We start from the raw sequence: 13,034 nt of genomic DNA, 5'->3' as shown, positions 1-13,034 counted from the left end.
TATGTTTACAGGTATAATTGAATGCACAGGAGAGCTTGCAGGCATTGAGCATGTGCCAAACGGTGCCTCTATCAAGGTGGTGGTGCCTGAATCTTTTGCCATAGGCAAAAGGGCGGCCTTAGGTGACTCTGTTGCCAACAATGGAGTATGTCTTACTATAACCTCTCTTGGTGATAATTTCTTTACAGCCTTTGTCTCAAAGGAGACACTTGATCGTACCTGTTTTGCATATTACAGAGCAGGGGCAAGACTGAACCTTGAGCTGGCCTGTACCCCATCAACCCATCTTGGCGGTCATATTGTACAGGGCCATGTTGATGGAGTGGGAAGAGTTATAAGTGTTGATCCATTAGGTGATTCTCTTGATATCTGGATTGAGGCTCCATCTGAGATTGCCATGTATATAGCCCACAAAGGCTCTATTGCCATAGACGGTGCCTCGCTTACTGTCAATGAGGTTGATGGGTGCAGATTCAGGCTTACCATCATTCCTCATACACAGGAGATTGTAAATATAGGCGCCTGGAAGGCTGGTGATAAGGTCAATATTGAAGTGGATGTGCTTGCGCGCTATCTGCATCGTCTGCTTGAGTGCAATGCCATAAAAGGCAGCGGCAGTGTCTCTGCTCTTAGTATGGATACACTGGCTAAAAACGGTTTTTTATAATTTAAGGAGAAGTATATGTCAGTAAATTACATTGAGGCCCCGGTTCCTGTTGCCTCTGATGCAAAGTTTGCTATTATTGTGTCACGTTTTAACAGCTTTATTACAGAAAGACTGCTTGAGGGTGCCATTGACACCTTAAAAAGAGACGGTCAGGTTAGCGAGGAGAATATCACTGTGGTACGTGTACCAGGTGCCATTGAAATTCCTCTTGTAGCCTCAAAGCTTGCAAAAAGCGGCAAGTACAGCGCTCTTATTACTTTAGGCTGCGTTATACGCGGTGCCACCTATCACTTTGAGGTGGTGGCCAATGAGTGTTCAAAGGGTTTAACTCAGGTTATGCTTTCTAACGATATTATTATCGCCAATGGTGTGCTTACAGTAGATACACTTGATCAGGCTGTACAAAGAGCAGGTGCCCACGTGGGCAACAAGGGCTCAGAGGCTGCAAGATCAGCTCTTGAGATGGTAAATATTTTAAAGACCATAGGTTAATTGATTTTATATTGACGTAAAGGAAAAAAGTATGGATGCAATTGAAGGTGCCGTAAGTCCAGCCATGCGCCACAAGGCCAGACATTTTGCTCTGCAGGCTATATATCAGTGGCAGATGACTGGTGACAGTGCTCAGGAAATTGAAAGACAGTTTCTTGAGGATCAGCCGCTAAAAGGTGCTGACCTCGATTATATGCATGATCTTATTTCAGGCGTGGTGGCCAATGCCATGGAGCTTGATGAGATCTACTCACCATTTTTAAGCCGACCTTTAAAGGATCTTGATCTGGTGGATAAAGCTATATTGCGTCTTGCCACCTTCGAGCTGACATACAGACAGGAAATTCCTTTTCGCGTCATTATCAATGAGGCCATTGAACTTGCCAAGTCATTTGCCGAGCAGGACAGCCACAAATTTGTCAACGGCGTTTTAGATAAAGTTGTAAAACAGATTAAACAAGGCTAAATGTGTTAGGTGAGTTTGATTTAATACACAGATACTTTACCAAAGAGACAGACAATAAATCTGTCTCTTTGTCTGTAGGCGATGACTGTGCTCTTATTGACTGTAATGAGCGTGGCTATCTTGCCATAACCACAGATACTTTAAATGAGGGTATTCACTACTTTAAAGGTGAAGATCCTTATATGCTCGGTTACAAGTCACTTTTAGTCAATGTCTCTGATCTTGCCTCCATGGGGGCCAAACCTGAGTACTTTACACTCTCCTTGACCTTAAAAGAGGCTGCTGAGGATTTTTTAAAGGCCTTTGCCGATGGTATGTTTACACTGGCAGATGAGCTTGATATGACCCTTATTGGCGGCAATACCTCAAAGGGCAGTGCCGATTCCTTTAGTATTGAGGCTATGGGTTATGTGGCAAAGGACAGGGCCATGTTAAGAGCAAATGCCCGAGATGGCGATCTTATCTGTGTTACAGGTACCCTCGGTGCTCCTGCCTTATTTGTTGAAAGCGGCTATGGCAAAATTGCGCTTAATGACAGTCAGAGGCTTATAGCCCACAATAAGGCTATGCTTATGCCAAATCGCTGCGCCTTTGCCTGTGAGCTCTCAGAATTTGTCAGATGCGCCATTGATATATCAGATGGCCTTATGGGCGATCTTAAACATATATGTGACAGATCCAATCTTGCAGCCTGTATTGATGTTGACACTCTGCCCGTTGACCCACTTATAAAGAGTGTAGAAAAGACAAGAGAGTATGGGCTTAATCTGGCACTTTTTGGCGGCGGTGACTATGAGCTTTTATTTACCGTGGATAAAAAATATGCAGATGACCTAAAGGCACTGAGCGCAAAGCACAATGTTCAGGTAAGTATTATAGGCAAAATGATAAAAGGCACAGATATTGTGCTAAAGGATGGCCAGAGTATGTTCAACGGCAGCGGCAGAGCCTTTGAGCATTTTTAGAAAGTATCTGTAAAAGACTGTATTTATGAGTTATAAAAGCAAAAGAATTAGTATAAATTAGCATTTCTATTTTTAATCTAAGTTTTTAGATGTAAAATAACTCGCAGTTTGAACATTTAAACAGTTTTTTTGTCAAATACAGAAATTAATCATAATAAGCTGTATCAAATACAGCGTCTATCTGGAGTAAGAATTTTGAACACTAAGTTAGTTAAGAGCTTTTCCATTGGCCTGATTGCAGCATCTGTTATGGCTTTGAGCGCCTGCGGTGAAAAAAAGGTTGAGTTTGATGCTGCCAAGGCAGATTTTGATCAGAAGGCTTCCTATGCTATCGGTGCCGTTTTAGGTACTCAGTTATCACAGGTACAGGCCACACAGGGTGAATTCCTGGGCAAGGTTGATACACAGCTGATTTTAGCAGGTTTTACCGATGCTCTTAACAAAAAGACTGTTATGACTGAGCAGGATTTACAGACAACTTTAGCCTCTCTTGAGCAGAAGGTTGCAGAGGGTATGCAGGCCAAGGCATTAAAAGAGAGCCAGGATAATCTTAAAAAGGGTGAGGACTTCTTAGCTGCCAATGCCAAGAAGGATGGCGTCAAAGTTACCAAGTCAGGTCTGCAGTACAAGGTTGTAAAGCAGGGTGAAGGTCCTACTGCCAAAGCAGGTGATGTAATCTCTGTTATCTACAAGGGCACCACTATTGACGGTACTGTATTTGATGAGCAGAAAGAGCCTGTAGATTTTACTCTTGATAACATGATCCCAGGCTGGATTGAGGCTCTGCAGCTTATGAACAAGGGCTCAGTCTATGAGCTGGCTATTCCAGCCAAGCTTGCCTATGGTGAGAGCAATGCAGGCGGCGTTATCAAGCCAAATTCTGTTTTACTCTTTACTGTAACCTTAGTTGATGTAAAGAGCCCAGCAGCAGCTGCTGCCCCTAGTAACGACAATAAATAATTTATCTGAATAAAAAATCTGGATAAATTTTTAAATGACAAAAGGCATGAGATTCTCATGCCTTTTGTGTATGGAAACAGGCTCAAAACACTTAAAGATCACGCCATTTATTTTCAATGAGCAGATTTTAGCTGCATCTTAAATAAGGCACAGCCTGTACAGGCGCCAAGGGGCTGGAGAATTTTTTTAAAAACTGCCTTGTATAGTCAGATATTGCTACTAAACTTTAAATTAGGTTTGCAGCAGTGCCTGCACAAAATGATGTGTAAGGCGGCATTTATATAAGGTGAAGTCATGGCAAGAGTAAATCTTTTTAAAAGCGATTTTGCAGAGTACAAAAAATGTGTGGCAGAGCTTGATGATCTTAGTGTCTCAACATTTAAATATGCCACAGGCATTGAGTCAGTCACTCTTAAAAACTCACAAGGTTATGTAGAGATACTGCCTTATATGGGGCAGATAATCTGGGATTTGAACTTCAAAGGCAAATCTTTAAAGCTGCATAATATTTTTGATATGCCGCGCAAGGCTCAAAGCATAGTTGATACCTATGGCTGCTTTGCCTTTCACTCAGGACTTTTAGCCAACGGCTGTCCGTCAGATAAGGACAATCATCCTCTGCATGGTGAGTTTAGTGTCATTGATATGTATGAGTCCTACCTTGAGATAGGGCAGGATTACATCTCCATTGTCTCTGTGTGCGATTACTGCAAGGGCTTTGGCTATCACTATGAGGCTGTGGCCAAAGTTACGCTTAAAAGCGCACAGAGCTATATAGACATAAGCCTTGATGTTTTAAATAAGACCTGTACTGATATGCCTTTGCAGTATATGTGTCATATGAACTATGCCTATTTTGACAAGGCCAGAATGAGCTGCAATATTCCTGCCTCGGCCTTTGTGCTAAGAAAGAGCATACCTTCTCATGTCCATCCAACTGCTAAGTGGCTTGCCTATGCCAAAGAGCTTGATGCCATGCATGACAGGGGCGAAACCCTTGAGGTATTAGCTGATAAGGATATGTACGATCCTGAAATTGTCTTTATGGCTGATAATGTCTCATCCTATGTCAAGGATGCTGTCTTTGAGATGCATCTTGATGATGGGAGCACCTGCTTTGTAAGCTATGATACAGCTGATTTTAACAGTGTGACACGCTGGATTATGTACAATGATGATCTCAAGGTGGCAGCCTTTGCACTGCCTGCAACCTGCCACCCTGAGGGGGCACATGCAGCCAGGGAGGCAGGCACTCTTATCTATCTAAAACCAGGTCAGAGCAGAAGCTTTAAGGTAAGAACAGGTCTTAGATAAGATCTGACAGTACCCTTGACAGAAGATGGGAGAGCTTTTAATACAATAAAGGCAGATAAAGATACTTTATCTGCCTTTATCAAATCAGCCCTTTAAAGACTATTTATTTTTATCTATAAAGTTTAGCATCTGCTTTAAATCAGCATAGCCTATATGACGGGCCTTAATGGTATGATCCTCATTTAAAATCACAATATATGGCACGCCTATAACCTCAAAGCTTTGCATCATGGCGGAAACCTTTTCATCAGAGCTGTTGGTTATATCAAAGCTTACAAGATGATAATCCTTTAAAGCTCTGTCCAAAAACATCTCATTTGAGAAGATCTCCTTTTCCATAATCTTGCAGTTGGTGCACCATTTGGCCTTAAAGTCTAAAAGGATCTTCTTATCCTTAAAGTGCTTGAGATCGTCTATGCTGTTAAGTGCCACAAAGTTTTGTGCCATAAGATCAGAGCTTTCGGCCTTATTTAAATTGGTGGTTATGGCAAAGGTTGCAATAAAGCCTATGCACGAGCTTATGATAAAAAGAGTCTTTTTCTTGTGATAAAAGAGCGAGATTAAAATAAAGATAGAATAGCTTATGCACACAAAGCTTGAGATGACGTTGAGGGCATACATATAATCCTCAAGCGGCACTCTTGCAATATACCAGGCGGCAAGCAGCAAAGGCAGGGCTAAAAGTCTCTTTAAAAACTCTGAGAGCTTTGATGATTTTGGTAAAAATCTGCTGCCAAAAAGACCAATTATAAACAGTGGGGTGGCCATACCAAGACCAATGGCTAAAAAGGCCAGGGCTCCAAAAATCACATCACCACCCTGCATTACAAAAAGCAGTGCCCCTGCAAGCGGAGCTGAGGTACATGGAGTTGAGAGCAGGGCTGAGAGTGAGCCAAATAAAAAGGCTGAGAGCAGTACTCCTCTTTTTTGCGCACTGACCTTGGAGCTTATAAAAGAGCTAAAGGATGATGGCATTTTCAGATCAAAAAGACCGGCACTTGACAGAGCAAAGAGCACAAACAGACCTGCAATACTCAAGGTCACCACACTGTTTTGTAAAAAGCTGTTAAGCGCTGCGCCAAGATAGGCAAAAAGCAGACCTAAAAGCATATAGGTAAGTGACAGTCCTGCGGCAAAGGACAGGTTGAGCATAATATTGGCTGCAAACTTTTTATCCTTGGAGCCTAGAATCATGGCTGAGAAAATAGGCAGCATTGGCAGCACACAAGGGGTGAGCATTAAAGCCGAGCCTAAAATAAAGCATAAAAACAGTGATAAAAATGATTTATCTGCAAGAGATGAGGCAATGGCATCAGCGCCTTTTGAAAAATAGCCACCTTCTGATAAAGAGTCCTGCTCCTGTTTTTGCTCATCAAATTTAGATGGAGTTGAGAGTTTTACATCTATGCTCTTGCCAATAACGCCCTCAAAGCTCTGAGGAGGGTAGCAAATACCCTGACTGTCACAGCCCTGATAGGTAATGACAACCTTATCACCAGGCTGTGATTTTAAAATATTGATATTAAGGCTGACCTCATTAAAATACACCTCATGTGTACCCTGAATATCTTTGTGCACAGAGCCTTTGTTAAGAGGCTGTCTGTAAATTACAGCTTTATCTGATGAGACATTGATTGAGTCCTTGTAGATATAGGAGCCGTTAGTGGCCTTTAGTGTCACCTCAAGTACATTATTATCATCAAGGCTGTACTGATGTGAAAATGGTGAGCTCTTTTCTTTGACAAAGGTATTTTGCAGTGAGAGCAGATCTCCATCTAGGTTTATCTGATCATCCTTATCATCTGTATCAGGAGCCGCTAGCTCATCTGCAGCATTGCCAGGGGTTGACTGCATATTAGCAGAGGCATCAGCAGAATCTGCCTTATCCGTGGCAGAATCCACGGCAGTACCTGTCAGCTCTTGTGAGATATAGCCATCTGCGCTTGTCTGTTCTTGTGCAAAAGAGTACTGTGGCATAATACATATGCCAAAAACAGCAAAAGCTACAGAGATTTTTTTTATAAATTTCATCACCACGATTATCCTTAATATGTTAACTTTAATAAAAAGTTTATAGGAGCACCAATGTTTAGATTTATAGGTCTGTTGTTCTTTTCATTTTTTGTACTTGATATAGCAAGTATTATTGTTCTTGGCATGAGTATAGGCGCCTTTAATGCCATAGGCTGTGTTTTTGCCTCTATCATAATAGGAATTTTACTTTTAAAGTTTGCTTTTGCAAGATTTAATCGCACGGATAAGATAAATGGTGTGATGATGCAGAATGTAGCCCCTTATCATATGGTGCTGCTCCTGTGCGGCTTTTTATTTATAATGCCAGGCTTTGTCAGTGATATCCTGGCTCTTATCCTGACTCTAAAGCCACTGCACAAGGCTCTTGGCTTTATCATAAAGCCTCTTATGGTTGTGCTTTTAAAAAAGCAGCTTAAAGATAATTACGCCTTTTTTGCCCAGAATGTCAAAAGCGAATTTGGCCAGGGCACCTCTTTTTCAAATGGCTCTGATCCATTTGGTTTTGATGCCGATGCTTTTTCCAAAAAAGACAGCGGCAATGTCTATGAGGCCAACTTTAGTGTGGAAAAGGATGAGACTGAGCAAAAAGTCCTTGAGCATGATCAAAGCCTTGATAAAAATGATGGCAGAACAAAATAAAAAGCTGCAGCTCAATTGAAAAAGGCCCAGTATAGGGCCTTTTTCATGTTGATTTTATTTTTTTCTGGCAAGGAGCGCCTTGTCATGCTCTTCTTTGAGCTCAGGGAATTTTTCAAGCAGATCCTCAGTACCAGGAGCTGAGTTCTTTTGTTTGATAGAGACCTTTGATCTTACAGTTATTATCACACCAAAGATAATTAAAAGACCGCCTAGGATCTGAGCAAGCTCCACCCTTTCATTTAGCACAGTTATTCCTATAAGCGCGCCAGTAAGTGGCACAATATAGACAAAGGAGCCGGCCTTGCTTGCACCCACCTTGGTGACTGCAAAGTTCCAGGCTATAAAGGAGAACAGACCTGAGGCCAGGGCAAGATAGCTAAAGCCTGCCACAGCCATCATATCAATAACACCAAAGTGCAGTGAATTGGTGGCAAGACCTACAGCAAAGCAGCAGGCTGAGCCAAAGAGAGTGGACCAGGCAGTAAGGGCCAGTGAGCTTATCTTGCCATTGGTTTTCCAGCCAATAATTACATAGGCCGACCAGGCTACCTCACAGGCTAGAATCATTAAATCGCCAATATTGAACTTAAGATTTAAAAGTACATCGATTGATCCTTTGGTGACAATGCACAGTGCGCCTATACATGAGATAAAAATGCCTAAAAGACCAGTACGTGTCAGTCTCTCACCAATAAAGATAAAGGCTAAAAGGGTAGTTGCTGTAGGGCCTATACTTTCAATTAAAGCTGTATTAGTGGCTGTTGTATGATGCAGACCTGCAAAAAGCAGACCGTTGTGCACAGTAATACCCATAAAGCCCATGGCAAAGGTCAGATAAAAAAGCTCTTTGTTGAGTTTAAGCTCAGCTTTTCTGTGTGTCAGCAGTAAAAAGGCAAAAATTACTGCTGATATAAATAAAAATCTAAGACCTGTAAGCAAAAGTGGTGAGAGGGCATCTACAAGAAGCTTGCCGCAGGCAGGAGTGGCACCCCAGATGAAGGTTACAGCCAAAAGCAGAAAATAATATTTGAGTAAACCCATGATAAAGCAACAAATATGCACAAACAACAGATGAGCGCATTATACACACTTTGGCAAAATAAATAACATGAGCGCAGCTGTATTTAAATCAAAACTTTTTTGTAAGTGGGTATTGAAAAAATAAAGTAAAAAAATACATATAAAATCAGATACTTAAATATATGATTTTAGAATAATGACAATAATCTGATAAAAATTTGCATTAACAGTGCAATTTAAATTATATTGTTGAATTTAAAGGATATTTACATGGATAAGCGCTCTTTTAGAAAAAAAATTATAAAAATGGCCTTGAAAGTGACAAAAGCGTCCCCATGTACTTTTACAGTTAAGATTGAGTTTTGAAGTTTTCAGAACGTTGGTTTAGTTTATAAGTTTTTACTTATATAAATGGCGGGTGTTCCGCGGAGTTTAAGATGAAATTAGTTCCATTGCATGATCGTGTTATTGTCAAGCCTTTTGAAGTTGAGGCCAAGTCAGATGGCGGCATTATTTTAGGCAACGCTGCAGAGAAATCAACCCGTGGTAAGGTTGTTGCAGTAGGTAAGGGCCGTATGCTTGAGAATGGCACAACTGCAGCCATGAGCGTAAAAGAAGGCGACATCGTTATCTATAACGAGGGCTATGGCACCAAGAAAGAGCGCATTGACGGTGAGGATGTCTTAATCCTGTCAGAGAGCGACATTTTAGCAATTGTAAATGAATAAGATTTAAACATAAATTTAAGGAAGTTATTTAAAAATGGCAGCAAAAGAAGTATTTTTCGGTAACGAAGCACGTTCACAGATGTTAGAGGGTGTAAACACCCTGGCCAATGCCGTAAAGGTAACCTTAGGTCCAAAAGGCCGTAATGTTGTTCTTGACAAGAGCTATGGTGCTCCACTTATCACCAAGGACGGTGTAACTGTAGCCAAGGAAATCGAGCTTGAGGGCAAGTTCCAGAACATGGGCGCCCAGATGGTCAAGGAAGTAGCTTCAAAGGCCAATGACGCAGCAGGTGACGGCACCACCACTGCCACTGTTTTAGCTCAGGCTATCGTAACTGAGGGCTTAAAGTCAGTTGCAGCCGGCATGAACCCAATGGATTTAAAGCGCGGTATTGACAAGGCAGTTGCTGCTGCTGTTGAGGAGCTCAAGGCTTTATCTACAGAGTGTGCCGACAAGAAGTCAATTGCCCAGGTAGGTACTATTTCTGCAAACTCAGATGCCACCGTTGGTAATTTAATTGCCGATGCTATGGAGAGCGTAGGTCGTGACGGTGTTATCACTGTTGAAGACGGTCAGGGTCTTGAGGATCAGTTAGACTTAGTTGAGGGTATGCAGTTTGACCGTGGCTATCTGTCACCATACTTCATCAACAAGCCAGACACCTCAGCTGTAGAGCTTGAGAACCCATACATTCTTCTTTGCGACAAGAAGATTTCAAACATCCGTGACATCCTTCCAATTCTTGAGGGTGTTGCCAAGGCCGGCAAGTCACTGCTGATCATAGCCGAGGATGTAGAGTCAGAGGCTTTAGCTACTTTAGTTGTTAACAACATGCGTGGTATCGTCAAGGTAGCTGCTGTCAAGTCACCAGGCTTTGGTGATCGCCGCAAGGCCATGCTGCAGGATATTGCTATCTTAACAGCAGGCACTGTAATTTCATCAGAGATTGGCATGGAGCTTGAGAAGGCTCAGTTAGACGACTTAGGCGTTGCCAAGCGCGTTGTAATCACCAAGGACAACACCACCATTATCGATGGTGCCGGTGATGCCTCTGCCATTGAGGATCGCGTAGCTCAGATCCGCAAGCAGATTGAAGAGTCAACCTCAGAGTATGACAAGGAGAAGCTGCAAGAGCGCGTTGCCAAGTTAGCAGGCGGTGTTGCTGTAATCAAGGTCGGTGCTGCCACTGAAGTTGAGATGAAAGAGAAGAAGGCCCGTGTTGAGGACGCTATGCACGCTACCCGCGCTGCTGTTGAAGAGGGCGTTGTTCCAGGCGGTGGCGTAGCTTTAGTACGTGTTGCTGCCAAGCTTGCTTCTCTGCGTGGTGATAACGAGGATCAGAACGTTGGTATCAAGGTTGCTCTGCGCGCTATGGAAGCTCCATTACGTCAGATCGTAGCTAATGCCGGTGAGGAGCCATCAGTTGTAGCCAATGCTGTACGTGAGGGTTCAGGCAACTACGGTTACAATGCTGCAAGCGAGCAGTATGGCGATATGATCGAGATGGGTATTTTAGATCCAACCAAGGTAACCCGTTCAGCTCTGCAGTATGCTGCATCTATCGCTGGCTTAATGATCACCACCGAGTGCATGATTGCCGATGCTCCAAGAAAGGAAGCTGACGCAGCTCCTGCTGCCGGTATGGGTGGCATGGGCGGTATGGGCGGCATGGGCATGATGTAATCTGTCGCAAATTACCAGTTCAAATTTATAAGGCTCCTGCGGGAGCCTTTTATAATTTTATATAGGTAAAATAAGATCCTGACACCACTTTAAAGTCATCAAATCAGCTCTTAAATTTTCTTAATCTTAAACCCTGATCATTTTTAATTCTTTTTTTACAAAAGAGCGTCTCTTTAAATATAGATTTTACATAAGGCCATGCATTTGTCCTTAAAATGAATTTTCATTAGGATAAAAGCGCATGTCTATGCCCTTTTACCGGGGTGAAAAGAATTATTTAAAAAATTTGCATCTTTTACAGCTCTTTTACATGGTGTATGTTTTTACTTAACTGACTGTCACTACAATGCGCATACAACATCTTAATTAAAAGGAAATAGTTATGAATCAGAAGATGAAGACAATATGCGTTGCAATTTCTTGTGTAATGTCAATGAGTATATTAACAGCATGTAGCAATGTTCAGGCCTCATCAACAGCAGACAACGAACAGTTATATATTAGAGGCGCCAGAGGCGATATCACACAGTATGCAGGTGCCAGACGTATAGGTGACAATCAGAGCGAGCTCTATCAGGCAGCTATCAACAAGGCCTCACAGAAAAAGGCCAAGAATGTAATTTTACTTATAGGCGATGGCATGGGCGATAGTGAAATCACTGCTGCCAGAAACTTTGCAAAGGGTGCAGGCGGATATTTTGAGGGTATTGACACACTGCCTTTTACCGGTCAGTACACCCACTATGCACTGGATAAAAACACACAGAAACCTGACTATGTAACAGATTCAGCAGCCTCTGCCACAGCCTGGGGTACAGGTGTTAAGACCTATAACGGCGCCATTGGTGTTGATGTCTATGGCAAATCACATGTCAACTTAATTGAGCTTGCCAAGAGCAGGGGTCTTGCCACTGGTAACGTATCTACAGCTGAAATTCAGGATGCCACACCTGCTGCCCTGTTGGCTCACATTGAGCAGAGAAAGTGCTATGGTCCTGAGGCAACATCACAAAAATGCCCAGCCCAGGCTCTTGAGAACAATGGTGCAGGCTCAATCTCAGAGCAGATTTTAAAGCTGCGAGCTGATGTAGTTTTAGGCGGCGGTGCCAAGTCATTTACTGAAAAAGCCAGAGCAGGCGACTTTAAGGGTGTAAGTCTGATTGAGCAGGCCAAAGCATTAGGTTATCAGCTGCCAACAACAACTGCACAGCTTGATGCCATTACAGTTGCCAATGAGGCTCAGCCTGTATTAGGTCTCTTTGCCGATGGCAATATGCCAATCAGACTTAAAGGCCCACAGGCTAAAGTTGACGGCATCAAGGATGAGGTAGTCAAATGTGAGGTTAACGCACAGCGTGGCGATAATGTTCCAACTCTTGCACAGATGACACAAAAAGCCATTGAGCTGTTAGATGCCAATGAAAAAGGCTTCTTCTTACAGGTTGAGGGCGCCTCAATTGACAAGCAGGCCCACGCTTCAAATCCATGCGGTCAGTTTGGTGAGACCATGGATCTTGACGAGGCTGTACAGGTAGCCATGGACTTTGCCAGACGCGATGGCAACACCTTAGTTATTGTAACTGCCGATCACTCACACTCAACTCAGATTGTTTATCCTGATGCAGACGCCCCAGGCTTTACTCAGAGAGTTATGACCCACGACAATGCTCCAATGTCTATATCATATGGCAACTCACGTGATGTAGATGACACAGGCCACACCGGTGCTCAGTTAAGAATTGCAGCTTACGGCCCTGCAGCTTTAAATGTAGTAGGTCTTAGTGATCAGACTGATTTGTTCTTTACCATCAAGAATGCCTTAGATCTGTAATATTACAAGTTTTTAATAAGCTTTGGTATTGTATGCAAACTCAAGATCCTGATATCAAGTCAGGATCTTTTATGCTTATGGATGCAGTCTTTTGTAACTTGTGTAAATATTGTTTTACAAAAAATATCTGAAATTATAACTTGTTTGTAGATGGCTCTTTTTAACAGCAAAATCAGTGGTTTATTTTATGCATATAAAACCCTGAGATCGCAGTGTAAAAATACCTAGTTTTTT

12 protein-coding genes are annotated in these 13,034 nt (G+C 42.5%); 10 read left to right on the top strand and 2 right to left on the bottom strand.

Annotated features, from left to right (window positions below; translation table 11 throughout):
- Window position 1 precedes the first annotated feature (1 nt).
- The 6 genes from DRZ93_RS09705 (at window position 2) to DRZ93_RS09680 (ending at window position 4,864) form a co-directional block, all read left to right on the top strand.
- A complete protein-coding gene (locus DRZ93_RS09705) occupies window positions 2-667 on the top strand; it encodes a riboflavin synthase (RefSeq protein WP_113743824.1) in 666 nt (221 codons plus the stop codon).
- Window positions 668-682: 15 nt separating this feature from the next.
- Complete coding sequence (gene ribH, locus DRZ93_RS09700; RefSeq protein WP_113743825.1) at window positions 683-1,159, top strand: 6,7-dimethyl-8-ribityllumazine synthase; 477 nt, start codon at window positions 683-685, stop codon at window positions 1,157-1,159.
- A 31-nt stretch (window positions 1,160-1,190) separates the two neighbouring features.
- Window positions 1,191-1,625 carry a transcription antitermination factor NusB gene (gene nusB / locus DRZ93_RS09695; RefSeq protein ID WP_113743826.1) on the top strand — a complete coding sequence of 145 codons (435 nt, stop codon included), beginning with the start codon at window positions 1,191-1,193 and terminating at the stop codon, window positions 1,623-1,625.
- Between the two features lie 2 nt (window positions 1,626-1,627).
- Window positions 1,628-2,590 carry a thiamine-phosphate kinase gene (gene thiL, locus DRZ93_RS09690; protein ID WP_113746468.1) on the top strand — a complete coding sequence of 321 codons (963 nt, stop codon included), beginning with the start codon at window positions 1,628-1,630 and terminating at the stop codon, window positions 2,588-2,590.
- A 195-nt stretch (window positions 2,591-2,785) separates the two neighbouring features.
- Window positions 2,786-3,550, top strand: coding sequence for an FKBP-type peptidyl-prolyl cis-trans isomerase (locus tag DRZ93_RS09685; RefSeq protein ID WP_113743828.1), 765 nt, complete (start codon window positions 2,786-2,788; stop codon window positions 3,548-3,550).
- A gap of 294 nt (window positions 3,551-3,844) precedes the next feature.
- A complete protein-coding gene (locus DRZ93_RS09680; RefSeq protein WP_113746467.1) occupies window positions 3,845-4,864 on the top strand; it encodes an aldose 1-epimerase family protein in 1,020 nt (339 codons plus the stop codon).
- 99 nt (window positions 4,865-4,963) lie between these two features.
- On the opposite strand, the gene dsbD is transcribed toward DRZ93_RS09680, so the two are convergent.
- Entirely contained in the window at window positions 4,964-6,895 is a 1,932-nt protein-coding gene (gene dsbD / locus DRZ93_RS09675; RefSeq protein WP_113746466.1) for a protein-disulfide reductase DsbD, read from the bottom strand.
- Between the two features lie 54 nt (window positions 6,896-6,949).
- Between dsbD and DRZ93_RS09670 the strand changes: the two genes are divergently transcribed.
- Window positions 6,950-7,537: an FxsA family protein gene (locus DRZ93_RS09670; RefSeq protein WP_113746465.1), complete on the top strand. Its 588-nt coding sequence runs from the start codon at window positions 6,950-6,952 to the stop codon at window positions 7,535-7,537.
- Between the two features lie 54 nt (window positions 7,538-7,591).
- Here DRZ93_RS09670 and DRZ93_RS09665 read toward each other — a convergent pair whose 3' ends face one another.
- Window positions 7,592-8,578: a DMT family transporter gene (locus DRZ93_RS09665; RefSeq protein WP_113743832.1), complete on the bottom strand. Its 987-nt coding sequence runs from the start codon at window positions 8,576-8,578 to the stop codon at window positions 7,592-7,594.
- 416 nt (window positions 8,579-8,994) lie between these two features.
- Here DRZ93_RS09665 and DRZ93_RS09660 point away from each other — a divergent pair, with 416 nt between their 5' ends.
- The 3 genes from DRZ93_RS09660 to phoA all read left to right on the top strand — a co-directional run bounded on the left by DRZ93_RS09660 (window position 8,995) and on the right by phoA (window position 12,800).
- On the top strand, window positions 8,995-9,285 hold the full coding sequence (locus DRZ93_RS09660; protein WP_113743833.1) for a co-chaperone GroES: 291 nt from the start codon (window positions 8,995-8,997) through the stop codon (window positions 9,283-9,285).
- A 34-nt stretch (window positions 9,286-9,319) separates the two neighbouring features.
- Window positions 9,320-10,969: a chaperonin GroEL gene (gene groL / locus DRZ93_RS09655; RefSeq protein ID WP_113743834.1), complete on the top strand. Its 1,650-nt coding sequence runs from the start codon at window positions 9,320-9,322 to the stop codon at window positions 10,967-10,969.
- Window positions 10,970-11,351: 382 nt separating this feature from the next.
- Window positions 11,352-12,800 carry an alkaline phosphatase gene (phoA, locus tag DRZ93_RS09650; RefSeq protein WP_172458176.1) on the top strand — a complete coding sequence of 483 codons (1,449 nt, stop codon included), beginning with the start codon at window positions 11,352-11,354 and terminating at the stop codon, window positions 12,798-12,800.
- Window positions 12,801-13,034: the final 234 nt, after the last annotated feature.

The organism is Anaerobiospirillum thomasii (genome assembly GCF_900445255.1).
In the GTDB taxonomy this organism is placed as follows: Bacteria; Pseudomonadota; Gammaproteobacteria; order Enterobacterales; family Succinivibrionaceae; genus Anaerobiospirillum_A; species Anaerobiospirillum_A thomasii.
Note: the sequence above shows the minus strand (reverse complement) of the source record. Positions and strands in the feature narration are given on the sequence as shown.

Coding starts and splice junctions, on each gene's coding strand:
- phoA (WP_172458176.1), top strand. CDS start 11,352: ATGAATCAGAAGATGAAGACAATATGCGTTGCAATTTCTTGTGTAATG.
- DRZ93_RS09660 (WP_113743833.1), top strand. CDS start 8,995: ATGAAATTAGTTCCATTGCATGATCGTGTTATTGTCAAGCCTTTTGAA.
- DRZ93_RS09705 (WP_113743824.1), top strand. CDS start 2: ATGTTTACAGGTATAATTGAATGCACAGGAGAGCTTGCAGGCATTGAG.
- dsbD (WP_113746466.1), bottom strand. CDS start 6,895: ATGAAATTTATAAAAAAAATCTCTGTAGCTTTTGCTGTTTTTGGCATA.
- ribH (WP_113743825.1), top strand. CDS start 683: ATGTCAGTAAATTACATTGAGGCCCCGGTTCCTGTTGCCTCTGATGCA.
- nusB (WP_113743826.1), top strand. CDS start 1,191: ATGGATGCAATTGAAGGTGCCGTAAGTCCAGCCATGCGCCACAAGGCC.
- groL (WP_113743834.1), top strand. CDS start 9,320: ATGGCAGCAAAAGAAGTATTTTTCGGTAACGAAGCACGTTCACAGATG.
- DRZ93_RS09670 (WP_113746465.1), top strand. CDS start 6,950: ATGTTTAGATTTATAGGTCTGTTGTTCTTTTCATTTTTTGTACTTGAT.
- DRZ93_RS09680 (WP_113746467.1), top strand. CDS start 3,845: ATGGCAAGAGTAAATCTTTTTAAAAGCGATTTTGCAGAGTACAAAAAA.
- DRZ93_RS09665 (WP_113743832.1), bottom strand. CDS start 8,578: ATGGGTTTACTCAAATATTATTTTCTGCTTTTGGCTGTAACCTTCATC.